Source organism: Caulobacter sp. FG7 (assembly GCF_057808875.1).
On record NZ_JBMDIW010000016.1, the window covers coordinates 18,541 to 40,582 of the forward strand.

The following is a 22,042-nucleotide window of genomic DNA, read 5'->3' on the forward strand; positions in this document are numbered from 1 at the left end:
GGGATTGCGGAGGCTGCGGTCGTCGCTGAGTCATCAGACACTTCCCCCTCCGGCCCTCCGGGCCACCTCCCCCTTCAGGGGGAGGATAAAATGGCGTGACAGCCTCGCCCTGACCCCGCCATCCTGCCGCAAACGCCCCTGGGGAGGGGCGAGATCGTTCAGAGGGGCTCTCTTCATGCGTATCCGTTTCCTGGCCGCCGCCGCGCTCGGCGTCGCGGCCGCCGCCCTGTCGTTCGCCGCCGCCCAGGCAGCGGGTCCGCTGACCTTCGTCCAGGCCGGCAAGCTGCTGGCCGACCCGGCCAGCGGCAAGGTCGAGACCGCCAAGACGGTGGTGCTGCAGGATGGCAAGGTGGTGCGCATCGCCGACGGCTACGTGTCCGAGCCCGGCGGCGTGGTGGTCGACCTCAAGGACCGCTTCGTGCTGCCCGGCTTCATCGACAGCCACGTGCACCTGACCGGCCAGCAGGGCCCGACCTCGCGGCTCGACGAGGTGACCCAGTCGTCGGCCGACCAGGCCATGGTCGGGGCCGGCTACGCCCGCAAGACCCTGATGGCCGGCTTCACCACCGTCGCCGACCTGGGGGCCGACAACGCCGCCATCTTCGCCCTGCGCGCCGGCATCAAGCGCGGCGACGTGGTGGGCCCGCGGATCATCGCCGCCGGCTCGGCGGTGTCGATCCACGGCGGCCACGGCGACGTCAACGGCTACAGCGAGGAGGTCATGCACGTGCTGCGGCCGGAATCGGTGTGCTCGGGCCCCGACGACTGCCGCCGCGCGGTGCGCGAGCAGGTCTGGCGCGGCGCCGACATCATCAAGATCACCGCCACGGGCGGGGTGCTGTCCAACACCGCCGCGGGCCTCTCCCAGCAGTTCTCCGACGGCGAGCTGGCCGCCATCGTCGAGAGCGCCCACCGCATGGGCCGCCGCGTCACCTCCCACGCCCACGGGGTGGACGGCATCAACGCCTTCCTCAAGGCCGGCGGCGACTCCATCGAGCACGGCACCTATCTCGACAACGACAGCATCGCCCTGTTCAAGAAGAACGGCGCCTATCTGGTGCCGACCCTGATGGCCGGCGACTACGTGGCCCGTATCGCCGCCAGCCCGGGCAACTTCTTCACGCCGGCCCAGACCGCCAAGGCCCTGGAAGCTGGCCCCAAGATGCTGGACATGGCCCGCCGCGCCAACGCCGGCGGCGTCAAGATCGCCTTCGGCACCGACAGCGGCGTCAGCGCCCACGGCGACAACGCCTACGAGTTCGTGCTGCTGAACCGCGCGGGCCTGTCGCCCCTGGACGCCATCCGCGCCGCCACCGTCAACGCCGCCGACCACCTGGGCATCTCGGCCGAGGTCGGTTCGCTGGCTCCGGGCAAGGCGGCCGACCTGGTGGCCGTGTCGGGCGACCCGCTGGCCGACGTGTCGGTGCTCCAGAAGGTGGAGACGGTGGTCAAGGGCGGGGTGGTCGTGAAGTAAGGGGCGAAGATCCTCCCCCTGTGGGGGAGGTGGCCCGAAGGGCCGGAGGGGGGACGTTTTCAGCTGCCGCGAGGGTTGGAAGTCAGCAATGACTTCCCCCTCCGCCGGCTTCGCCGACACCTCCCCCTTCAGGGGGAGGATCTTGGGCGTCTCTCCCCCACCGATCGCTATGCGATCGCCTCCCCCACAGGGGGAGGTCCCCTATGCGCTGACCCCCGCCAGCACCCGCGCCAGCGCTTCCTCATCCTCGAACCGCGCCCGCACGGGCCAGGCGGCGACGCGTTCGCGCCAGGCCGGCGGCAGGCGGATCCAGTCCTTTTCCGTCGTGATCAGGCTGGCGCCCAGGTCGCGGGCGCGTTCGGCCAGGCCCCGCAGGGTGTCTTCGCTGTAGGTTCCGTGGTCGGGGAAGGGGGCGAAGTCGACGAGGTCGCAGCCGGCGGCCTGCAGGGCGCGCTCGACCTTCCACGGCTTGCCGACGCCGGCGAAGCCGACCTGCGGCCCGCCCGGCGGCGGGGCGGCCGGCTCCAGCCGGGCGATCAGCACGGGCTTGGAGGCCAGCAGGGCCAGGAGCTGCGGATCGGCCTGCGGCAGGTCGGCCGGCAGCAGCACGATCACCCCGTCGGCGCGGGCCAGGCCCACGGCCAGCGGCTCGCGCATCGGGCCGGCGGGGAACACCCGGCCGTCGCCGAACGGCCATTCGTCGTCGCGGGTCTCGCCGTCGACCACCACCAGCGACAGGGTCTTGGCCAGATCCGGGTTCTGGTGGCCGTCGTCCATGACGATGACCTGGGCGCCGGCGGCCGCGGCGGCGGTCGCGCCGGCCACGCGGTCGCGCGAGATCCAGATCGGGAAGTCCTGGGCCAGCATCAGCGGCTCGTCGCCGACCTCGCCGGCCTTGTGGCGGGAGGGATCGACCCGCAGCGGACCCTTCAGCGAGCCGCCATAGCCGCGCGACAGGCCATGGGCCGCCACGCCGCCATTGTTCAACACCAGCAGAAGCTCGCGCACGATCGGGGTCTTGCCGACGCCGCCGGCCGTGAGGTTGCCGACGCAGATCACCGGCGCGCCCGGATCGGCTGGGGTAGCCTTGGCGATGCGGCGGGCGGTGGCGCCGGCCCAGATCCACGACAGCGGGGTCAGCAGGGCGCGGGTCAGCGGCGCGGGGCCGCCTTCGCGGCGATACCACCAGCGGGGGGTCGAGAGCTTCATGCGGAAACCCCTTGCTCAAGGTTGGGCGGCGCGAGTTCGAGGATGCGCGACAGGCCGGCCCGCGCGGCGGCGTCTCGGGCCTCGACGAAGGCCTTGGCGCGGGCGGCCTGGGCCTTCAGGCGCTCGGGCGTCTCCAGCATGGCCGACAGGCGCTGGCCCAGCACCGAGGCGTCGGCATGGGCGCAGCCCTCGACGGCGGCCAGGTCGGCATAGGCGGTCAGCCAGTTCTCGACGTGGGGGCCCGAGACGATAGGACAGTCCAGCCGCGCCGGCTCCAGCGGATTGTGGCCGCCGATGCCGGGAACCAGGCTGCCGCAGACGAGCGCCAGGTCGGCCAGGCGGCACCACAGGCCCATCTCGCCCAGGGTGTCGGCGACGATCACCTCGGCCACGGCGCCCGGGGCCTGGCTGCGGCGCACGGCCTCGAGACCGCGGACCCTGGCCATCTCCAGGATCGCCTCGCCGCGCGCGGGGTGGCGCGGAACGATCACCAGCCGCGGGGCCAGGTGGAAGCCGGCCACGGCGTCGAGCACGATCTCGTCCTCGCCGGGATGGGTGCTCGCGGCCAGCAGCAGCGGCCGGTCGTCCAGCTGGAAGCGCAGGCGGGCGTATTCCGCCTCGTCCACGGGCAGGGGCGGCGAGCCGAACTTCAGGTCGGCCTCGCCGGCCACGGTCCCGCCCAGGCTGGCGAAGCGGTCGGCGGCGCGGCCGTCCTGGGCCAGGATCAGATCGAAGCCCGCGAACAGCCAGGCCGCCGCCAGCGGCCGGGCCTGCCAGCTGCGGTAGCTCTTGTCCGACAGCTTGGCCGAGACGAGGGCCAGCTTCGTCCCCCGCGCCTTCGCGCCGAGCAGCAGGTTGGGCCACAGCTCGCTCTCGACGAAGACGGCCAGGTCCGGCCGCCAGTGGTCGAGGAAGCGGGCCGCGCCGCTGGGCGTATCGATCGGCAGGTACTGGTGGATGGCGCCCGGCGGCAGGCGCTTGGCCAGGAGCTCGGCGGAGGTGACGGTGCCGGAGGTGACCAGCACGCTGGCGTCGGGCCGCTCGGCGCGCAGGCGTTCGACCAGCGGCAGGATCGACAGGCTTTCACCGACGCTGGCGCCGTGCAGCCAGATGAGCACGCCGGGCGGGCGCGGGATTGCGGGGCGGCCCAGGCGCTCGTTGAGGCGGGTGGGATCCTCCTTGCCCTTGGCCGCGCGCTTGCGCAGCAGGGCCGGCGCGACCGGCGTCAGGGCCGTGGTCGCGGCGCGGTACAGCGCCAGGGAGAAGGGCAGGCTCACACGCTGCCTTCGGCGGCGAGGGCGCAGGGGTGGGCGTGGCCGCCGCGCTCGATCTGGATGGTCGAGTGGCCGATGTTGAAGCGCTTGGAAAGCTGGCCGCAGACGTCGTGCAGGAACTGGTCGTGGTCGACCTCGTCGGGGCGCACCAGATGGGCGGTCATCGCCGTCTCGGTGGTGCTCATGGCCCAGATGTGCAGGTCGTGCACCTCGGCCACGCCCGGCTGGGCGGCCAGCCAGTCGGCGACGGCCCTGGGATCGATGCCGCGGGGAGCCGCGTCCAAGGCCAGGTCCAGCGAGTCGCGCAGCAGGCCCCAGGTGCCCAGCACGATGACCACGACGATGGCCAGGCTGACCACGGGATCCAGCCACAGCCAGCCGGTGGCCCACATGGCCAGGGCCGCGATCACCACGCCGGCCGAGACGGCGGCGTCGGCGGCCATGTGCAGGAAGGCGCCCCGGACGTTGAGGTCGTCCTTGCTGCCCTTCATGAACATCAGGGCCGTGGCGGTGTTGATGGCGATGCCGATGGCCGCGACGACCATCACCGGTCCGGTCTGCACCGGCTGCGGATCGGCGAAGCGGCGGACGGCCTCCCAGGCGATGGCGCCGACCGCCACCAGCAGCAGGGCCGCGTTGGTCAGCGAGGCCAGGATGGTGCCCTTGCGCAGGCCGTAGGTGCGCCGACCCGTGGGCGCGCGCTTGGCCAGCACCGCCGCGCCCCAGGCCAGCAGCAGGCCCAGAACGTCCGAAAGATTGTGGCCGGCGTCGGCCAGCAGGGCCAGCGAGCCGGTGAAGAAGCCGGCCGCGGCCTCGGCCGCCACGAAGGCCAGGTTCAGCGCCGTACCGATGGCGAAGGCGCGGCCGAAGTCGGCGGGGGCGTGGCTGTGGCCGTGATGTCCGTGGCCGTGGCCGTGATGGTGGTGACCGTGACCATGCGCATGACCGTGGCCGTGCCCATCGGCGTGATCGTGCTCATGACCATGGTCGTGGTCATGATGATCGTGGTCGTGATCGTGGCCCGGATGGTCGTGCGGCATGGGGTCTACATCCCACCAAGGCGGGCGGGGATCAATCGTCGAGAACCTCTCCCCGTGGAGGAGGCGATCGCGAAGCGATCGGTGGGGGGAGAAGTCGGCCGGCTCCGCGGAGGCTGAAAACGGCCCCCCTCCGTCGGCTTCGCCGACGCCTCCCCCAGAGGGGGAGGATTTTTAGTCCTCCAACCCGACGATCTCTTCGGCCCGCCGCGTGACGGCCGAAAGGCGGTCGGCCCAGTCCTCGGCCAGGGTGTCGGGGTCGTCGCCGCGGCCCGCGCCCGTGGGGCCGTCCCAGACCATGGCGGCCTTGGCGAAGGGCAGGGGGATCAGCGTGCGGTCCCACGAACCCAGGCGGATGCAGGGCTTGGCGGCCAGGCCGACGAAGATCACCGGCGCGCCGGTGACGCGGGCCAGGGACGGGGTGCCCTTCTCCATGTGCTCGGCCGGGCCGCGCGGACCATCGGGGGTGATGGCGATGCCGCCGCCGTCCTTCACCCACTTGACCATGTCGCGGAAGGCCTGCTCGCCGTGCTTGTTCTTGGCCAGGTCCGTCTTCTTGGCCGACGAGCCGCGGATCGCGGGGAAGCCGAGCTTCTCCACAGTGCGGGCGATGAACTCGCCGTCGTTGGACAGCGAGATCAGGGCGCGCATGTCCTGGCGGGCCGGGCTCTGCGGCCAGCTGAGCGGCGACATCGGGATACGCGAGTGCCAGAAGCACAGGATCGCGCCCGCGCCCTTGGTGCGGCCCTGGGCCCAGACGGCCTCGGCCTGGTCCTGGCCCTCGACGGTCATGCGCAGCGTCATGAAGACGAGCTTGGAATAGCCGGCGAAGATCGAGGACAGGATCTTGATGACCAGGGGGGAACGCAGAGGCCTCAAGAGGCGGTCTCCTCAGAGCCGGGAATGGGAGGGACGGGAATGGGATCGGGGGCGTGGTCGAGGTCCTGCGCCCTGGCCAGGCGGGAATAGAGCCCCTTGGCGCGCACCAGGCCCGCATGGGTTCCGGTCTCGACGACGCGGCCCTTGTCGATGACGTAGATGCGGTCGGCGTGCTTCACGGTCGACAGCCGGTGGGCGATCAGGATGGTGGCGCGGCCGGCCATCAGCCGCTCCAGCGCCGCCTGCACCAGGGCTTCGCTCTCGGTGTCCAGCGCGCTGGTGGCCTCGTCGAGCAGCAGGATCGGGGCGTTCTTCAGGAAGGCGCGGGCGATGGCGATGCGCTGGCGCTGGCCGCCCGACAGCCGCGTCCCGGCCTCGCCGACGCGGGTGGCGTAGCCCTCGGGCAGGGCGCTGACGAAGTCGTGGGCGGCGGCCTGGCGGGCGGCGGCCTCGATCTCGGCGTCGGTCGCGCCGGGCTTGGCGTAGGCGATGTTGGCGCGAATGGTGTCGTCGAACAGGAACGGCTCCTGCGTCACCAGGGCGATGCGGTCGCGCAAGGAGGCCAGTGTCACCGCGCGCACGTCATGGCCGTCGACGCTGACCGTTCCGCCGGTGACGTCGTAGAAGCGCGGGATCAGGTTGAGGATCGAGCTCTTGCCGCCGCCCGACGGGCCGACCAGGGCCACGGTCTCGCCCTTGCGCACCCGCAGCGACACGTCCGACAGGGCCGGCGCGCCTTCCCCGTAGGCGAAGTCCACATGCTCGAGGCTGACCGAGCCGTCGCCGGGGGGGAGAGCGCGGGCGTCGGCGGGATCGACGATGCTGGCCGTGACGTCGAGGGCGGCGAACAGGCGGCGGGCGGCGGTGAAGCCCTCGGCCATCACCGTCTGCAGGTTGGTCACCTGGCGCAGCGATTGGCCGGCCGCCATCAGCGCGGCCAGGAAGGCGGTGAAGTCGCCGGCGGTGATGCCGCCGGTCATGGCGCGCCAGCCGGTGTAGAGCAGCACCAGGGCGACGATGATCGTCGTGAAGGCCTCGGTGGCCGGGGCGGCCATCGACTTGGCGTTGCTGCCCTTGACCAGGTGCTTCTGGCGGCGGGCGATGACCTCGCCGACCCGGGCCTCCTCGTCGGCCTCGCGGTTCTCGATCTTGACGATCTTGATGCCGTCCAGGCTTTCCATGATCGCCGTCGACAGGTTCGAGGTCTCGCCCATGGCGCCCTTGGCGGCCTTGGTGGTCTTCTTGGAGAAGCGGCGGGTGATCATGCTGACCACCGGTGCGATCAGCAGCACCGCGCCGGTCAGGATCGGGTCGTACCAGAACATCGTGCCGATGGCGCCGATCACCACCAGGCTCTCGCGCACGTAGTTCACGACGCCCGTGGTCGAGGCCTCGCGGATCAGGCCGGCGTCATAGAGCACCGAGGCGACGTAAGAGCCCGAATGCGCGCCGCGCAGCCGCGCCAGGTCGGCGCGGACCAGCCGGCGAAACAGCCCGACCTGCACGTCGCCGACGATGCCGTTGCCGATGCCGTTGATGATCCGGGCCTGCAGCACCTGGAAGACGGCGCGGACCACGGCGATGCAGGCGATCGCCAGCGGGATCGTCCAGATCGCCTGGCGCGTCGGATGGGTGATCAGCTTGTCCACCGCCGGGCCGACCAGCCACAGCAGGAGCGCGGTCAGGCCGGCGACGACGGCGGCGCAGACGACCGAGACCACGAACCCCTTCCAGCGCGGCCGCAGGTAGTCGCGCCAGACCCGCGCGGCCAGGGCGCGGTTGGTCATCTCGGTCTCGGCGGCGTCTGTCATGGGCGAGGGGTCGGATTTCAGAGGGGGGCTGTCAAGGACGCCGGCGCCGCAGTGCAGCGGCAAACGACACGGGGTTTTGCAATAATCCCCTGTGGGCCCTATCTAGGCGCGTTTTCAGAGGATCGCCACTTGGCCGGTTTCGACCTTTCCACGCGCTGGGGGCGCTTTAAGACCTATCTCCACTTCCTGTGGAACGACCACGCCTATCTGCGCGTGGGCTTCACCAACGCCCACTGGATCAGCCCTGAACTGGTGCGCACCAACCAGCCCTGGCCGTTCCAGCTGGCCTGGTGGAAGAAGCAGGGCATCAAGACGGTGGTGAACCTGCGCGGCGGCTTCGACGGCAGCTTCTACGCGCTGGAGAAGGACGCCTGCGAGCGCCTGGGCATCAAGATGGTCGACTTCGTGATCACCTCGCGCGAGGTGCCGATCCGCCAGCGGGTGCACGGCGCCAAGGAACTGTTCGAGACGATCGAATATCCGGCCCTGATCCACTGCAAGTCGGGGGCCGACCGCGCGGGCATCATGAGCGTGCTCTACGCCCACTACCGCCTGGGCCTGCCGATCGAGGAGGCCAAGAAGCAGCTGTCGGGCCGCTACCTCCACATCAAGGAGGGCAACACCGGGGTGCTCGACTACACCTTCGACCAGTACCTGGAGAAGGGCGCCCCCAAGGGCCTGACCTTCACCCAGTGGGTCGACAGCGACGACTACGATCCGGTGGAAATGAAGAAGACCTTCCGCGCCGGCATGCTGGGCAAGGTGCTGACCGACAAGCTGCTGCGGCGGGAATGACCCCCTCCGGCCCTCCGGGCCACCTCCCCCAGAGGGGGAGGATCTACGCCGAAAGATGCTCCCCCTCTGGGGGAGCTGTCGCGTAGCGACTGAGGGGGCTTAAGCCGCGCTCGGGTCCAGCAGCTTGTGGGCGTGGATGATGAAGTAGCGCGCGTGGGCGTTGTCGACGGTGGCCTGGGCCTTGGCCTTCCAGGCGGCGTGGGCGTCGTTGTAGGTCGGATAGGCGCCGACGAATTCGACCTTCGAGAGGTCGCGGAATTCGGTGCCGGCGACATCCTTCAGTTCGCCGCCGATCACGATATGAAGAAGCTGCTTGTCGGACATGGGGGAGCAAGATCCTGCGGAGTTTTTGATTATGGCAGGTCGATATGCCCGACGCGTGACAGGATCAACGGGTGAAGCGCCCTATTCGCGCAAACCAGGCTCGGAACCGTCGGATTCGGCCGATTATAGGCGAATTTTCGGCCGAGGTGATCGGTAAGCAACGCTCCGGCCTCGCCGCAGATCAGGTCGGCGGCGGCCAGGTCCCACTCGCTCTTGGGGGTCAGGGCGATCGCCGCGTCGAAGGCGCCGGCCGCCACCAGGCAGATGCGGTAGGCGATCGAGTTGCGGGCTTCGACCCGCATGGCCGGCCACGGGGTGGGCCAGGCCGGGTGAGCGAACATCTTGGCGTCGCCCAGCATGGCCGCGCCGTCCAGCGTAGTGGAGAGGCTTGGGGCCAGGGCCTGGCCGTTCAGGGTCGCGCCGCCGCCAACCGTGGCCGCATAGGTCTCGTCCAGGGCGGGCGCATGGACGACGCCGGCGATCGGCCGGCCGTTCTCGACCACGGCCACCGAGACGGCGAACCAGGGCTTGTCCTTCATGAAGGCGACGGTGCCGTCGATCGGGTCGACCACGAACTGGCGGGCGGTGGCCAGGCGGGCCGGGTCGTCGACCGTCTCCTCCGACAGCCAGCCGTAATCGGGCCGGGCCGCGCCCAGCCGCTCCTTCAGCAGGGCGTCGACCGCCAGGTCGGCGTCGGTGACCGGCGAGCCGCCCTCCTTCGACCAGATCTTCACGCCCTTGGCCCGGGCCGCCAGGGCCAGGGCCCCGGCCTCGCGGGCCGCGTCGAGGATCAGGTCGAGGTCGCTCATCATTTGCCCGCGATCGCCAGGGCGTCGACCAGCAGCGACGGGCTGTTGCTGGCGCCGCGCAGCTCCAGGTCCGACCCCACGACCAGCCGGCCGTAGATGTCGATCAGGTTGCCGGCCACGGTGATCTCGGTGACCGGATAGGCGATCTGGCCGTTCTCGAACCAGAAGCCCGAGCAGCCCACCGACCAGTCGCCGGTGTTGCCGTTCAGCGAGGGGCCGAACATCGAGGTGATGAACAGGCCGTCCTTGGCCTGGCCCATCAGGCCGGCGAGATCCAGCTCGCCCGGCTCCAGGGTCAGGTTGTGGGTCGACACGCCCGGCGCCCCGGCCGAGCCGCGCGAGGCGTGGCCGGTGGTCTCGAGGCCCAGCTGGCGGGCGCTGGCGCTGTTGAGCAGCCAGGTGGTCAGCACGCCGTCGTCGATCAGGGCGCGGCGCACGGTGGTCACGCCCTCGTCGTCGAACGGGGCCGAGCCCAGGCCGCGCACCCGGTGCGGGTCGTCGGTCAGCTGCACCCCGGCGGCGAAGATCCTCGTGTGCAGCTTGTCCTTCAGGAACGAGGTGCCGCGGGCGATGGCCGGGCCGGAGATGGCGCCGACCAGCGGGCTGATCAGCGACATGGCCAGGCGGTTCTCGAAGATCACCGGGGCGGTGGTCGAGCCGATCTTGCGCGCGCCCAGGCGCGAGACGGCCTGCTGGCCGGCCTTGGCGCCGATGGCCTCGGGGGAGGGCAGGTCCTGCGCGTGCCGCACCGAACGGCCCTCGCCGCCGCGCTCCATGCCAGCGCCCTCGCCGGCGATGGCCGAGGCGGAAATGCCAAAGCCCGTGGCCGCGTGCTGGCCCGAAAAGCCGTCGCTGGTGACCAGGCGCCAGACGGTCGAGCTCCAGCTGGACGAGCCGCCGTCGGAATTGGTCACGCCCGCGACGCCACGGGCGCCGGCCTCGGCGGCGCGGGCCTGGTCTTCCAGGGTCTCGGCCGAGGGCTCGTAGGTGTCGATCAGGTCGAGGTCGGGGAACGGGCCCTTGGCCAGGCGGTCCTTCGGCGCGAAGCCGGCATAGGGATCCTCGGGGGCCAGGCGGGCCATGGCGACGGCGCGCTCGACCAGCTTGGCGCGGGCCTCGGGGCTGACGTCCGAGCCGGAGACGGTGGCGCTGCGGCGGCCGACGAAGACGCGCAGGCCAAGATCCTTGGCCTCCTCGCGCTCGACTTCCTCCAGCTCGCCCAGGCGTACGCCCACCGAAAGGGACTGGCGCTCGGCGAACACGGCCTCGGCGGCGTCGGCCCCGGCCTTGCGCGCGGCGGCGACGACGTCATGCAACAGGTTTTCGTCCATGGCGTCTTATGGCGAGGCGGGAGGGGCGGGGCAAGCGCCCCCTCCGGTTTTAGGGAATGGCGTAGAACAGCAGGATCACGCCGCCGAAGACGTAGGCCAGCCAGGTGCAGATCATGCCGATGGCGCGCGGCACCGAGGCGCCGCCGCTGCGCGACAGGCCCACGGCGTGGATCAGGCGGCCGGCGAACAGCACAAGGCCCACGCCGTGGATGGCGATGGCCGGCGCGCCGACGACGGCCAGCACGGCCAGGACGCCCAGGCCCGTGGGCACGTATTCGCTGGCGTTGCCGAAAGCCCGCACGGCCTGGGCGAGCTCGGGCACGCCGCCGTCGCCCAGCGCCACCTTGTGCTTCTGGCGGCCGCGAACGACCAGCAGCGACAGCACCAGCAGCAGGAAGACATGCAGGCCGGCCCACAGGGCGGCGGCATGGCCGGAAGCGGAAACGTCCATCGACGGACCCTTCGTACAGAAAGCGGGGCCGCATAAGGCCCTGGGTTGTACGCCGATGGCAACTGGTGACGTGACGGAAGCTTGGCTCTGGGTGGGCGCCTGGGGTTACCGCAGGCTGTAGCCGCCGTCCGCGAACAGGGTCGTCCCCGTGGTGAAGCCGTTGGTCAGCAGGAACAGCACGGCCTGGGCGATCTCGGCTTCGGAGCCGGGGCGTCCGGCCAGCGAGCCGGCGGCCTGGCCGGCGAAGGCGGCGTCGCGGACCTCGGGCGGGCGGCGGGCCCAGAGGTCGCCGTCGATCGTGCCCGGGGCGATGACATTGACGCGGATGGGCGCCAGATCCACCGCCAGGCCGCGCCCCAAGGCCTCGATGGCGCCGTTGGCGGCCGCGTAGAGGGCCGCGCCCTTCGGCGGCCGGGCGCTGGCGGCGCCGGACATCAGCACCACCGAGCCGTCGGGTGAAAGCTTGGGCGCGGCGGCGCGCACGCAGCGGACCTGACCCCAGAACTTGCCGTCGAACGGCGAGGCCAGAGCCGCCTCGTCAGGGTGGTCGAAGGGCGCGATCGTGTAGGTGGCGGCCGGGGTGAACAGATGGTCGATGCGGTCGACCAGCGCGAAGAAGCGGGCCACCGAGGCGGGGTCGAAGAGGTCGACCGCCGCCGCGCGGGCGTTGGGGCCGAGGCGTTCGCGCGCGGCCTCCAGGCGATCGAGGGATCGGCCGCCGATCACGACCTGCCCGCCCCCCTGGACGAAGGCCTTCGCCGTGGCCAGCCCGATCCCCGAGCCGCCGCCGATCACCACCAGGGTCTTGTCATCGTATCGCATGGCCCAAGGCTTAGGCGGCGGCGGGCGGCGACGGAAACGACTTGAATTCCGATCATTGCGGACGTCAGTTCGGGAATGACTTCGATCCCTTCCATCGACGGATACAGCGGCGTGCGGGCCTTCGTGGCCGTGGCCGAGCATGGCGGCTTTGCCGCCGCCGCGCGGATGCTGGGGTTGTCGCCGTCGGCGGTGGGCAAGGCGGTGGCGCGGCTGGAGGCCAGGCTGGGCGTGCGCCTGCTGGCCCGCACCACCCGCAGCGCGGCCCTGACGCAGGACGGCCGCCTCTATCACGCCCGCTGTGTGGCGGCCCTGGCGGGCCTGGCCCAGGCCGAGGCCGAGCTGAAGCAGGGGCGGGGCGAGCCGTCGGGCCTGCTGCGCGTGGCCCTGCCGCCGCTGCTGGGCCGGGCCTTCGTCATGCCGGTGCTGCTGGACCTGCTGGCCCGCTGGCCCGCCCTGCGACTGGAGGCGAGCTTCGAGGCGCGGCCGGTCGACCTGACCGGCGAGGGCGTCGACCTGGCGGTGCGCATCGGTGCGCTGGACGACCGCGCCGGCCTGGTGGCCCGGTCACTGGGCGCGCAGCGGCGGGTGGTCTGCGCCACCCCGGCCTATCTCGACGCGCGCGGACGGCCCGGAACCATCGATGACCTCGCCGCTTACGACTGCCTGGTCGAGGCTCGCGACGGCCGTCCCACGCCCTGGCCCCATGTCGACACGGACGGCGCGCCGCGCAGCCTGGTGGTCGACGGCCGCGTGCGGCTGGCGGATGCGCAGATGCTGGCGCAGGCCGCGCTGGCCGGCGCGGGGATCGCCATGGTCCCCCGCTGGCTGGTCGCCGAGGATCTGGCGGCCGGGCGGCTGGAGACGGTGCTCGACAGCGTCTTCGACAGCCCCCTGCCGGTCAACCTCGTCTGGCCCCGCACGCCGTATCCCAGCGCGAAGCTGCGGGCTGCGGTGGATGCGCTGGTCGAGCGATATGGGGTGGTGCGGCCCTGGGAGGCAGATGCTCCCCCTCTGGGGGAGCTGTCGCGGAGCGACTGAGGGGGTCTGCTCGGCATAGGCCTGCGCTACCCCCTCCGGCCCTCTGGGCCACCTCCCCCAGAGGGGGAGGATCTTTTCCTCACTTCTCCCGGGCGATCGGGTAGAGCAGGTGGCGTTGGTCGTAGAAGGGCGTGCGCCTGTAGAACCAGGCCAGGCGCGCGTCGGGATCGGCGGCGAACTTGGGTTCGGCGGCCAGCTTGGCTTCGAACTGCGCCTTCAGCGCCGGATCGGCGGCCATCATCTTCTCGGCCAGCGGGGCGATGGCGTAGGGCTCGATATATTCCACGCGGCTCAGCACCTCGGGGACCATGCCCCAGGCGAAGACGCTCTCGCTCGACTGCGGCTCGAGCAGCAGCACGACGAGGTCGCCCAGCGGCTGGTCGGTCGACACCCGCACCGAGCCCTTGGGGAAAGTCCAGTCACGGGCTTCCGTCGTCACCTGCTCGACGCTCATCTGCACGTGGCCCTCGTTGGCGCGCGGGGCGAGCTTGGGCTCGACAAGGCGCAGCATCTCGACCGGCACGGTCTTGGACGCATCCAGCGTTTCGACCTTCACCCCGTGCAGCTTCAGCCGCTCGATCATGTCGGCGCGGTAGCTAGGCACCCAATAGGCCTTGGGACGCGCCAGATGCAGCGTCGGATGCGAGCCGTAGAACGGCAGCTGCCACAGTTCGGGGTCGGCCTCGCCCAGCCAGCGGATCTCGGTCTTGCCCGAGGCGGCGCTCTCATAGGTCTCGTAGCGGATGCCCTTGAAGGCCCGGGTCACGCTCGGCTTGTCGTCGGCGACGAAGTTGGCCGGGATGGTGGCCGGGCGCAGGGCGCTGTCGGCGGCGATCGCCGTGCGCAGGGTGTCGCCCTTCTGGGCCAGCAGCTTCAACGCCGTCTCGATGAAGACATAGGTCCCCAGCACCCGCTGGGCGTGGGGTTTCAGGCTGTGGTTCTCGATCAGGATGGTCGGCACGTGGGCGGCGCTGCCCCAGCCGTTGGAGAACCGCTCGCCTAAGCCCCCGTCCGACAGGCCGGCCTTGGGGTTGCGCTCGTCGATGCCGAAGACCAGCTCGCCCGGGATATGGCCCTCGGCCTCCAGGTTCTGGTTCATCGCCGGCTTGAAGGCGTCGTCCAGCCACTTGGCGGTGGCCGGCGAGCGCGACCAGACCCCGTCCTCGCCGTTGTAGCCGTAGGTGACGTCGTACTGGTAATCCATGCCGTCGGTGACGTGGACGTCGACGTAAAGGTCGGCGTGGTACTTGGCCTGAAGCCGCTTCAGCGCCTGCATCTCGGGCTGGTCGAGCTTCATGAAGTCGCGGTTGAGGTTCTGGTTGGTGGCGGTGTTGCGCCAGCCCTGAATGCGCGGCCCGCGCTGGTTGGGGCGCGAATAGGGGCCCGAGCGCTCGTGGCCGTCGACTGACAGGATCGGGATCAGCACCAGGTTGACCTTGTCGAGCAGGCCGTCCTTGCCGTGAAAGGCCATGTCGCGCAGCAGCATCATGCCCGCGTCCTTGCCGTCGATCTCGCCCGGGTGGATGCCGCACTGCACGAGCAGCAGGGGCTTCTTCGGATCCAGCTTGTCGCCGTCCTTGCTGGCGATCACCGCGAAGATCGGCCGGCCTTCGGGCGAGACGCCGAAGTCCTCGACGCGGACCAGCTTGCTGGCCTTATCCAGCCTGTCGAACCAGGCGCGGGTGTCGACGTAGTTGGGCGAGAAGTCGTGGCCCGGATCGGCCTCGAAGGCGGTGACCCACGGATCCGAAGCGTCGCGAATCAGCGCCTGGCTGGCGCCCTGCCAATGCGGGGCCGGGGGCAGGAAGGCCTGGTCCCAGGGGGCTTTGGCGGCGGGGGTCTGGGCCATGGCGGGCGTTCCCAATGCAAGCAGGGCGAGGGTGAGGAGAGCGGTCGAGCGCATGGGCCCTGTCGTCGCGCCTCCAGGTGGGGATGGCAAGGGGCCAAGTCTTGTCAACAAGCGGCGTCGTGGCGAAAACCTCGTCCCCATCGGGTCGCGCTGCGCGGCCCGCCCGAGGGCATGCTTCGACAGGCTCAGGATGAGGCTTTTCTGCTGCCCGGCGTTCGAAGATGGTCCTCACCCTGAGCCTGTCGAAGGGCGAGGGCCACGCGCCGCGTCAGCCGCCGAACAGCGACCAGCCGCCCTTGTCGACCAGCGCCTTGGCCGAGCCGAAGATCTGCCAGGCCTGATAGGCCAGCAGGATCGCCAGGGCGCTCGCCACCACCAGCCGCTTGCGGTTCAGGGCCGCCAGCAGCGTCAGCCCCATGAACAGCGGCGTGCCCACCCAGAAGCCCGGGCCCAGCCGCAGCCGCGCGATTTCGCCGTTCAGGGTCACCAGGCCCAGGAACAGGACCACGATCAGCAGGTTGGCCCCCATGACGCTGAGCAGAACCAGGCGCTTGCGGGTCCAGAAGTGGTCGTCGAGGTCCTCGCCCGGCTTCAGTTCGCGCGGGAACACCTGGGTGGCGGCGACATAGAAGGTGCTGGCCACCACCAGGCCGACGATCAGCAGGGCGTAGTTGTAGGGCGCAGGGCGGAAGATCACCCAGGCCTGGTTCCAGAAGCTGGCGATGTCGATGGCCACGAACAGAGCCAGCAGCGGCGTCAGGTAACCGAACCGCACGCTACGCCGCTCGTGCAGCAGGCGCGCGAAGCCGCCCACCAGTTCGGCCACCGAAAAGCCGAGCAGCAGGCCGTAGAAGCTGAAGAAGAACTCGAATGGGTCCACGAAATCCCCCGATTTCAGACGCTGCGGACTACTTGCCCTTCCAGATCGGCTTGCCTTCGCCCGGCAGGCCCAGGCGTGACCACTTCTCGCTGACCGCGTCGATCACCGACTGGTCCATGCGGATCTCCTCGCCCCACTCGCGATTGGTCTCGGGCTCCCACTTGTCGGTGGCGTCGAGGCCAATCTTCGAGCCCAGGCCGCTCACCGGACTGGCGAAGTCGAGATAGTCGATAGGCGTGTGCTCGATCACCGTGATGTCCCGGGCGGGGTCCATCTTGGTGCTGATCGCCCACATCACGTCCTTCCAGTCGCGGGCGTCGATGTCGTGGTCCACGACGATCACCCACTTGGTATACATGAACTGGCGCAGGTAGCTCCACACGCCCAGCATCACCCGCTTGGCGTGGCCCGGATAGGCCTTCTTCATCGACACCACGGCGATGCGGTAGGAGCAGCCCTCGGGCGGCAGCCAGAAGTCGACGATCTCAGGGAACTGCTGGCGGATCAGCGGGATGAACACCTCGTTCAGCGCCTCGCCCAGCACCGAGGGCTCGTCCGGCGGACGGCCGGTGAAGGTGGTCAGGTAGATCGGGTCCTTGCGCATGGTGATGGCGGTCACCTGGAAGACCGGGAACTTCTCGACGCTGTTGTAGTAGCCGGTGTGGTCGCCGTAGGGGCCCTCGTCCTCGTACTCGTCGAGCAGGACGTGGCCCTCCAGCACGATCTCGGCCTGGGCCGGGACCATCAGCGGCACGGTCTTGCACGGGACGAGGTCGAGCTTGGCGCCCCGCATCAGGCCGGCGAACTGGTATTCGCTCAAGGTGTCGGGCACCGGCGTCACGGCGGCCAGGATCGTGCCGGGATCGGCCCCCAGCACGACGGCGCAGGGCAGGGGCTCCTTCTTGCCGGCCTTCTTGTGGCGGGCGTAGTGCTGGGCCCCGCCGCGGTGGGCCAGCCAGCGCATGATCGCCTTGTCCTTGCCCAGCACCTGCATGCGATAGATGCCGAGGTTGAAGTCGTCCTCGCGGTCGTCGCTGGGGCCCTTGGTGACCACCAGGCCCCAGGTGATCAGGGGCGCGGGCTCGCCCGGCCAGCAGGTCTGCACCGGCAGCTTGGCAAGATCGATCTGGTCGCCGGTCAGCACGACCTCCTGCACCGGCGCCTTCTTCACCGTGCCGGGGCGCATCGACAGCACCGTCTTGGCCAGCGGCAGCATGTCGATGGCGTCCTTCAAGCCCTTGGGCGGCTGGGGCTGGCGCAGGAAGGCCAGAAGCTCGCCCACCTCGCGCAGTTCGCCGGCGGTGGTGCGCGGCTCGCCGCCCAGCGTCACGCCCATCGCCACCCGCTTGACCGTGCCGAACAGGTTGGCCAGGGCCGGCATCGCCGAGCGTGACCCGTCGGGCAGCAGCACGTGCTCGAACAGCACCGCCGGGCCGCCGGTCGCCAACAGGCGGGTCTGGATCTCGGTCATCTCGAGCACGGACGAGACCGGCTCCTTGACCCGCACCAGCTCGCCCTGGGCCTCCAACACGTCGATGAATTCGCGAAGCGAGCGGTAGGCCATGGGCGGGAAACTCCTGGAACGGCGCGGAACCTAGGGGCGGGGGCGCGCCAGAGCAAGGCGAGAGGGCAAGGCGGCGGGAGGGCAGGGCGAGAGGGGCGTCGAGGAAACGTCGAGCGGGTGTGGAGAAAGGATGGAGGCCAGGCTTCGGCCTAGGCGCCGCGCGCGAGGCGTGATCTCTGCCGCCTCTAGGATAGCAGGAGCCGACGATGACCGACCTTTCCGTCGAAGCCGATCCGCGCGCCGTCCGCCGGACGACCGTCCTGCGGCTGGCCGTCGGCCTGGTCCAGGGCCTGCTGCTGTATTGGCTGTACCGGGCCGACGAACTGAAGTTCTGGCCCGACGGTCAGCCGATGATCTATGCGGCCTTCCTGCTGGCTTTCCTGTTCACGCCTTTCGTGGTGCTGGCCGGACTGTCGACGATGCGCTTGCCCGCCCTGGCGGCGTGGAAGGCGGTGGTCGTGGTGCTGGCCGCCGGGATCGGGGCCTATGGCGTCTGGAGCGGCGATCCGGCCGCCACGGGCGTCAACGGCATGGGTCCGCTCAGTGTGCTGGGCGCGGCGGCCCTGGTGTTCATCGGCCACCACCTGGTCGAGCCGGCCGACATCGAGCGGCGAGTGATCGCCCGCTTCGCCAGCTATTTCGACATCACCTGGAAGCACGGGGTGCAGCTGGTGCTGGCGGCCGGCTTCACCGGCGCCTTCTGGCTGCTGCTGTGGCTGGCGGCGGTGCTGTTCAAGCTGATCGGGGTCGAGGCCATCGAGACGCTCATCCAGAACAAGCTCTTCGCCATTCCGGCCACGACCACGATGTTCGCCGCCGCCGTGCAGCTGACCGACGTGCGGGCGGGCCTGGTGCGCGGGGTGCGGACCGTGGCCCTGACCCTTCTGGCCTGGCTGCTGCCGCTGATGGTGCTGATCGCCGGGGCGTTCCTGCTCACCCTGCCGTTCACGGGGCTGGAGCCGCTTTGGAAGACCCGCAGCGCCACGGCCAGCCTGCTTGTCGCCGCCGCCTTCCTCGTGCTGCTGACCAACGCCGCTTACCAGGACGGAACCGAGACGACCGCTCTCGTCCTGAAATGGGCGGCGCGGCTGGCCGGACTGCTGCTGGTTCCGATCACGGTCCTGGCGGCCTACGGCCTTTCCCTGCGCGTCGGCCAGCACGGGCTCAGCCCCGACCGGATCATCGCCGCCGCCTGCGTGTTGGTCGCGGCGGGCTATGCCCTGGGCTACGCGGTCGCGGCCGTACGGCCCGGCGCGTGGATGAAGGTCCTGGAGGCGGTCAATATCGGCATGGCCTTCGTGGTCCTCGCCGTGCTGCTGGCCCTGGTGACGCCGATCGCCGATCCGCGCCGGCTGTCTGTGAACGACCAGGTCGCGCGACTGCGCGGCGGCAAGGTCAAGGCCGAGGCGTTCGACTACGTCGCCCTGCGGTTCGACGGCGGCCGCTTCGGCGTCAAGGCGCTGGAGGGCCTGCAACGCGACCCCAATCCGGTCATCCGGGCCAGGGCGACCTTCACGGCCAAGCTCGAAAGCCGACCCTACAGGATCGACCGCACCCCCGCGCCGGACCGCTACAAGAAGACCAAGGTCTATCCCAAGGGCCAGGTCCTGCCCAAAAGCTTCGTCGATCAGCTCTGGGACATTAGTGCGGAGCCTGATTGCCTTGCCGGCTTCCTGGAATGCCGGGCAGTGCTCGCCGATATCGATGGCGACGGCGTCGCCGAGGTGCTGCTGTCATCCGGCAACGTCTTCGACATCTATAAAGTCGACACCGCAGGCTCCTGGTCGAGAACCGCCCAGACCAAGCCCTTCTGCGGCGATATCAACAAGGAACTGGAGGCGGGCGACATCCATGTCGCGCCGTCGCCGCCGGCCCAGGACCTTGTCGTCGGCGGCCAACGGATGCGCATTGATCCGTTGGCCTCCTGCGGCAAGCAGCGTTAAGCCGCTCCCTCGCTGACCGCGTTCAGCCGGGCATAGACCCCGCCGGCGGCCTTGAGGTCGGCGTGGCGGCCTTCCTCGACGACGCGGCCGTTCTGGAACACCAGGATGCGGTCGGCGCCGCGCACGGTCGACAGGCGGTGGGCGATGACGATCGTCGTGCGGCCCTGCATCAGGGCTTCGGCGGCTTCCTGCACCAGGGCCTCGGTCTCGACGTCGAGCGACGAGGTGGCCTCGTCCAGCACCAGGATCGGGGCGTCCGTCAGGAAGGCGCGGGCGATGGCCACGCGCTGGCGCTCGCCGCCCGAAAGCTTGATGCCGCGCTCGCCGACCAGGGTGTCGTAGCCGTGCGGAAGCTTCAGGATGAAGTCATGGGCGCGGGCCTTCTTGGCCGCCTCCACCACCTGGTCGAAGGTCGCGTCGGGGCGGCCGTAGGCGATGTTGTCGAGCAGGGACCGGTGGAACAGGGCCGGGTCCTGCGGCACCACGGCGATGGCGCGGCGCAAGCTGCCTTGCGTCACCCGGGCCACGTCCTGGCCGTCGATCAGGATCCGCCCGCCCTGCAGGTCGTGCAGGCGCTGGATCAGCTTGACGAAGGTCGACTTGCCCGAGCCCGTCGGGCCGACCAGGGCGACCTTCTCGCCCGGCGCGATATCCAGCGAGAAGCGGTCGTACAGCGGCGCGCCGGCGTTGCGATAGGCGAAGGTCACGCCCTGGAAGGCGATCTCGCCGGGGCCGGGCGCGAAGTCGGGCGCGCCCGCCTGGTCGGCGATCTGCGGGGCCAGCGTGGCCCAGGCGGCGGCGTCCTCGCTGTCGTCCAGGCCCTTCTGCAGCATGCGGATGTTCTCGCCCATGTTGCGCAGATAGCCGCTCATCAGCAGGAAGGCGGTGATGGCGAAGGCGACGTCGCCGGGGCCGGCCTGGCCTTGCAGCCAAGCCCAGACCATGGCGCCCGACAGCCCCGCCTGCAGCACGACTAGCAGCAGGTTCTGGCCCAGCCAGACGTCGGTGAAGCGGTTCCAGGTGACCATCACCGCGTCGCGCCAGGCGGCGGTGACCTCAGCCAGGCGCTCGGTCTCGCGGGCCTCGGCGCCGAAGGCCTTCACCGTGGGGTTGGAGGTCACGGCGTCGGCCAGGGCTCCGCCGATGGCGGAGTCGAGAGCGTTGGACTTCAGGTTGGACGGGCGGACATAGCGCTCGGTGATCCACAGGTTCACCGCCAGGTACAGCACCACCACGACCAGCGAGATGGCGCCGGCCAGCGGCTGTCGCACCAGCATCATCACCGACAGGCCGACCAGCACGATCAGGCTGGGCACGAGCCAGATGGTGAAGGCGTCGGTGACGCTGTCATAGCCCCACATGGCGCGGGTCAGCTTGCGCACCGTGGCGCCGGCGAAGCTGTCGGCGTGCCAGTCGGACGAGAAGGCCTGGACGCGGGCGAAGCCCTCGTTGGTCATCTCCTCCATGTTGCGGGCGGCCAGGGGAATCCAGAACCGGTGGGCGACGTTGCGGATCAGCGAGAAGGCCAGGTAGACGCCGACGAAGGCCGCCCAGGCGCCCCAGGCCTGGTCCTTGTGGCCGGCGGCGACCACGTCGATCAGCTTGCCAGAGGCCCAGGGCAGGGCCAGGTCGAAGGCCACCGCCACGAGGGTCAGGCTGACGCCGGCGGCGAAGATCGTCTTCCGGCGCAGCCAGAACCGCGCCAGGAAGCCCAGCACCTGGCCGTTGGACAGCGCCCGGCGCTTGCCGGTGGTCTCGTCTTCATCGTCGAAATCGCTCATGGGCGGCTAGATAGGCCTGTTGAGACCGATAAGGAACGTCCTGCCGACAGGCTGCTGCCGGGAATTGGCGGGGGATGCGGAAACTAGCTCCTCCCCCCGCGTGCGGGGGAGGGGGACCGCGAAGCGGTGGAGGGGGCGTGACTGGGTTCGGCGCGTGCGGTCGCCCCCTCCGTCACGGCGCTGATAGCGCCGCGCCACCTCCCCCGTTTCACGGGGGAGGAGCAGGGAGGCGATCGCGAAGCGATGGGTGGGGAAGTGATGACCGCCTGCCGCCTTGCAAGCTGAAAACGGCCCCCCTCCGGCCCTTCGGGCCACCTCCCCCAGAGGGGGAGGATCTTCGCGCCAGATGCTCCCCCTCTGGGGAGCTGTCGCGAAGCGACTGAGGGGGTTACTCGAACCCGGCAGCGCTCCAGACGGCGAGTTCGTTGCCGGCCGGGTCGATGAAGTGGAAGCGGCGGCCGCCGGGGAACTCGAAGATCGGCTTGACGATCACGCCGCCGGCGGCCGTGACCTTGGCCTCCATGGCTTCGAGGTCGTTGGCGTAGAGGATGACCAGCGGCTTGGCCGGCTCTTCGGTGACGTCGCCCACGAAGCCGCCGTCGGCGCCCTGGCCCTCGAAGGCGGTGTAGCCGGGGCCGTAGTCGGTGAAGCTCCAGCCGAAGGCGGCGGCGTAGAAGGCCTTGGTCGCCGGCAGCTCGCCGCCCGCCCATTCGATGTAGTCGATCTTGCCGTCTTCGCGCATGAGCGTGCTCCTCGATTTGTTCCTATTGT

19 protein-coding genes are annotated in these 22,042 nt (G+C 70.4%); 4 read left to right on the plus strand and 15 right to left on the minus strand.

Annotated elements, in window-relative coordinates; all coding sequences use genetic code 11:
* The first annotated feature begins 175 nt into the window (after positions 1–175).
* Positions 176–1,474 carry a metal-dependent hydrolase family protein gene (locus tag ACODR1_RS14400; RefSeq protein ID WP_488881059.1) on the plus strand — a complete coding sequence of 433 codons (1,299 nt, stop codon included), beginning with the start codon at positions 176–178 and terminating at the stop codon, positions 1,472–1,474.
* Positions 1,475–1,675: 201 nt separating this feature from the next.
* Here the strand turns inward: ACODR1_RS14400 and lpxK are convergent, their stop codons facing one another.
* The 5 genes from lpxK to ACODR1_RS14425 all read right to left on the minus strand — a co-directional run bounded on the left by lpxK (position 1,676) and on the right by ACODR1_RS14425 (position 7,684).
* The gene (gene lpxK / locus ACODR1_RS14405; protein ID WP_488881060.1) at positions 1,676–2,683 is read right to left on the minus strand and encodes a tetraacyldisaccharide 4'-kinase; all 1,008 of its coding nucleotides are present in this window, start codon (positions 2,681–2,683) and stop codon (positions 1,676–1,678) included.
* Positions 2,680–3,954: a 3-deoxy-D-manno-octulosonic acid transferase gene (locus ACODR1_RS14410; RefSeq protein ID WP_488881148.1), complete on the minus strand. Its 1,275-nt coding sequence runs from the start codon at positions 3,952–3,954 to the stop codon at positions 2,680–2,682. Before ACODR1_RS14410 ends, lpxK begins: the two co-directional genes overlap by 4 nt.
* A 2-nt stretch (positions 3,955–3,956) precedes the next feature.
* On the minus strand, positions 3,957–4,997 hold the full coding sequence (locus ACODR1_RS14415) for a cation diffusion facilitator family transporter (RefSeq protein ID WP_488881061.1): 1,041 nt from the start codon (positions 4,995–4,997) through the stop codon (positions 3,957–3,959).
* A 171-nt stretch (positions 4,998–5,168) separates the two neighbouring features.
* Positions 5,169–5,873: a lysophospholipid acyltransferase family protein gene (locus ACODR1_RS14420; RefSeq protein WP_488881062.1), complete on the minus strand. Its 705-nt coding sequence runs from the start codon at positions 5,871–5,873 to the stop codon at positions 5,169–5,171.
* On the minus strand, positions 5,870–7,684 hold the full coding sequence (locus tag ACODR1_RS14425) for an ABC transporter ATP-binding protein (RefSeq protein WP_488881063.1): 1,815 nt from the start codon (positions 7,682–7,684) through the stop codon (positions 5,870–5,872). Before ACODR1_RS14425 ends, ACODR1_RS14420 begins: the two co-directional genes overlap by 4 nt.
* Positions 7,685–7,813: 129 nt before the next feature.
* On the opposite strand from ACODR1_RS14425, the gene ACODR1_RS14430 reads away from it, so the two are divergent.
* Positions 7,814–8,479, plus strand: a complete 666-nt coding sequence (locus tag ACODR1_RS14430) for a fused DSP-PTPase phosphatase/NAD kinase-like protein (RefSeq protein ID WP_058349681.1) — start codon at positions 7,814–7,816, stop codon at positions 8,477–8,479.
* A 99-nt stretch (positions 8,480–8,578) separates the two neighbouring features.
* Here ACODR1_RS14430 and ACODR1_RS14435 read toward each other — a convergent pair whose 3' ends face one another.
* From ACODR1_RS14435 to ACODR1_RS14455, 5 genes are all read right to left on the minus strand, one after another.
* Positions 8,579–8,803 (minus strand): DUF4170 domain-containing protein, encoded by a 225-nt coding sequence (locus tag ACODR1_RS14435; protein ID WP_101716954.1) that lies wholly within the window; start codon positions 8,801–8,803, stop codon positions 8,579–8,581.
* 29 nt (positions 8,804–8,832) lie between these two features.
* Complete coding sequence (locus ACODR1_RS14440) at positions 8,833–9,612, minus strand: 3'(2'),5'-bisphosphate nucleotidase CysQ (protein ID WP_488881064.1); 780 nt, start codon at positions 9,610–9,612, stop codon at positions 8,833–8,835.
* Entirely contained in the window at positions 9,612–10,943 is a 1,332-nt protein-coding gene (locus ACODR1_RS14445; RefSeq protein WP_488881065.1) for a TldD/PmbA family protein, read from the minus strand. Before ACODR1_RS14445 ends, ACODR1_RS14440 begins: the two co-directional genes overlap by 1 nt.
* A gap of 49 nt (positions 10,944–10,992) precedes the next feature.
* Positions 10,993–11,394 carry an MAPEG family protein gene (locus ACODR1_RS14450; protein WP_101711010.1) on the minus strand — a complete coding sequence of 134 codons (402 nt, stop codon included), beginning with the start codon at positions 11,392–11,394 and terminating at the stop codon, positions 10,993–10,995.
* Between the two features lie 105 nt (positions 11,395–11,499).
* On the minus strand, positions 11,500–12,216 hold the full coding sequence (locus tag ACODR1_RS14455) for an SDR family oxidoreductase (protein WP_488881066.1): 717 nt from the start codon (positions 12,214–12,216) through the stop codon (positions 11,500–11,502).
* A gap of 75 nt (positions 12,217–12,291) precedes the next feature.
* Between ACODR1_RS14455 and ACODR1_RS14460 the strand changes: the two genes are divergently transcribed.
* Entirely contained in the window at positions 12,292–13,254 is a 963-nt protein-coding gene (locus ACODR1_RS14460; protein ID WP_488881067.1) for a LysR substrate-binding domain-containing protein, read from the plus strand.
* A 79-nt stretch (positions 13,255–13,333) separates the two neighbouring features.
* On the opposite strand, the gene ACODR1_RS14465 is transcribed toward ACODR1_RS14460, so the two are convergent.
* The 3 genes from ACODR1_RS14465 to ACODR1_RS14475 form a co-directional block, all read right to left on the minus strand.
* Complete coding sequence (locus ACODR1_RS14465) at positions 13,334–15,157, minus strand: M14 family metallopeptidase (protein WP_488881068.1); 1,824 nt, start codon at positions 15,155–15,157, stop codon at positions 13,334–13,336.
* Positions 15,158–15,371: 214 nt separating this feature from the next.
* Positions 15,372–15,983: a hypothetical protein gene (locus tag ACODR1_RS14470; protein WP_488881069.1), complete on the minus strand. Its 612-nt coding sequence runs from the start codon at positions 15,981–15,983 to the stop codon at positions 15,372–15,374.
* 28 nt (positions 15,984–16,011) lie between these two features.
* Positions 16,012–17,547, minus strand: coding sequence for a UbiD family decarboxylase (locus ACODR1_RS14475; protein ID WP_488881070.1), 1,536 nt, complete (start codon positions 17,545–17,547; stop codon positions 16,012–16,014).
* A gap of 206 nt (positions 17,548–17,753) precedes the next feature.
* On the opposite strand from ACODR1_RS14475, the gene ACODR1_RS14480 reads away from it, so the two are divergent.
* Positions 17,754–19,490: a DUF4153 domain-containing protein gene (locus ACODR1_RS14480; protein WP_488881071.1), complete on the plus strand. Its 1,737-nt coding sequence runs from the start codon at positions 17,754–17,756 to the stop codon at positions 19,488–19,490.
* Here ACODR1_RS14480 and ACODR1_RS14485 read toward each other — a convergent pair.
* Positions 19,487–21,271 (minus strand): ABC transporter ATP-binding protein, encoded by a 1,785-nt coding sequence (locus tag ACODR1_RS14485; protein WP_488881072.1) that lies wholly within the window; start codon positions 21,269–21,271, stop codon positions 19,487–19,489. The genes ACODR1_RS14480 and ACODR1_RS14485 overlap by 4 nt on opposite strands.
* Positions 21,272–21,659: 388 nt before the next feature.
* A complete protein-coding gene (locus ACODR1_RS14490; protein ID WP_488881073.1) occupies positions 21,660–22,013 on the minus strand; it encodes a VOC family protein in 354 nt (117 codons plus the stop codon).
* Between the last annotated feature and the right edge of the window lie 29 nt (positions 22,014–22,042).

Excerpts from the sequence above, each read along its gene's own strand:
- ACODR1_RS14450 (WP_101711010.1), bottom strand. The coding sequence starts at position 11,394 with ATGGACGTTTCCGCTTCCGGCCATGCCGCCGCCCTGTGGGCCGGCCTG.
- ACODR1_RS14425 (WP_488881063.1), bottom strand. The coding sequence starts at position 7,684 with ATGACAGACGCCGCCGAGACCGAGATGACCAACCGCGCCCTGGCCGCG.
- ACODR1_RS14415 (WP_488881061.1), bottom strand. The coding sequence starts at position 4,997 with ATGCCGCACGACCATCCGGGCCACGATCACGACCACGATCATCATGAC.
- ACODR1_RS14465 (WP_488881068.1), bottom strand. The coding sequence starts at position 15,157 with ATGCGCTCGACCGCTCTCCTCACCCTCGCCCTGCTTGCATTGGGAACG.
- ACODR1_RS14475 (WP_488881070.1), bottom strand. The coding sequence starts at position 17,547 with ATGGCCTACCGCTCGCTTCGCGAATTCATCGACGTGTTGGAGGCCCAG.
- ACODR1_RS14435 (WP_101716954.1), bottom strand. The coding sequence starts at position 8,803 with ATGTCCGACAAGCAGCTTCTTCATATCGTGATCGGCGGCGAACTGAAG.
- ACODR1_RS14440 (WP_488881064.1), bottom strand. The coding sequence starts at position 9,612 with ATGAGCGACCTCGACCTGATCCTCGACGCGGCCCGCGAGGCCGGGGCC.
- ACODR1_RS14490 (WP_488881073.1), bottom strand. The coding sequence starts at position 22,013 with ATGCGCGAAGACGGCAAGATCGACTACATCGAATGGGCGGGCGGCGAG.
- ACODR1_RS14485 (WP_488881072.1), bottom strand. The coding sequence starts at position 21,271 with ATGAGCGATTTCGACGATGAAGACGAGACCACCGGCAAGCGCCGGGCG.
- ACODR1_RS14460 (WP_488881067.1), top strand. The coding sequence starts at position 12,292 with ATGACTTCGATCCCTTCCATCGACGGATACAGCGGCGTGCGGGCCTTC.
- lpxK (WP_488881060.1), bottom strand. The coding sequence starts at position 2,683 with ATGAAGCTCTCGACCCCCCGCTGGTGGTATCGCCGCGAAGGCGGCCCC.
- ACODR1_RS14400 (WP_488881059.1), top strand. The coding sequence starts at position 176 with ATGCGTATCCGTTTCCTGGCCGCCGCCGCGCTCGGCGTCGCGGCCGCC.
- ACODR1_RS14445 (WP_488881065.1), bottom strand. The coding sequence starts at position 10,943 with ATGGACGAAAACCTGTTGCATGACGTCGTCGCCGCCGCGCGCAAGGCC.
- ACODR1_RS14480 (WP_488881071.1), top strand. The coding sequence starts at position 17,754 with ATGACCGACCTTTCCGTCGAAGCCGATCCGCGCGCCGTCCGCCGGACG.
- ACODR1_RS14455 (WP_488881066.1), bottom strand. The coding sequence starts at position 12,216 with ATGCGATACGATGACAAGACCCTGGTGGTGATCGGCGGCGGCTCGGGG.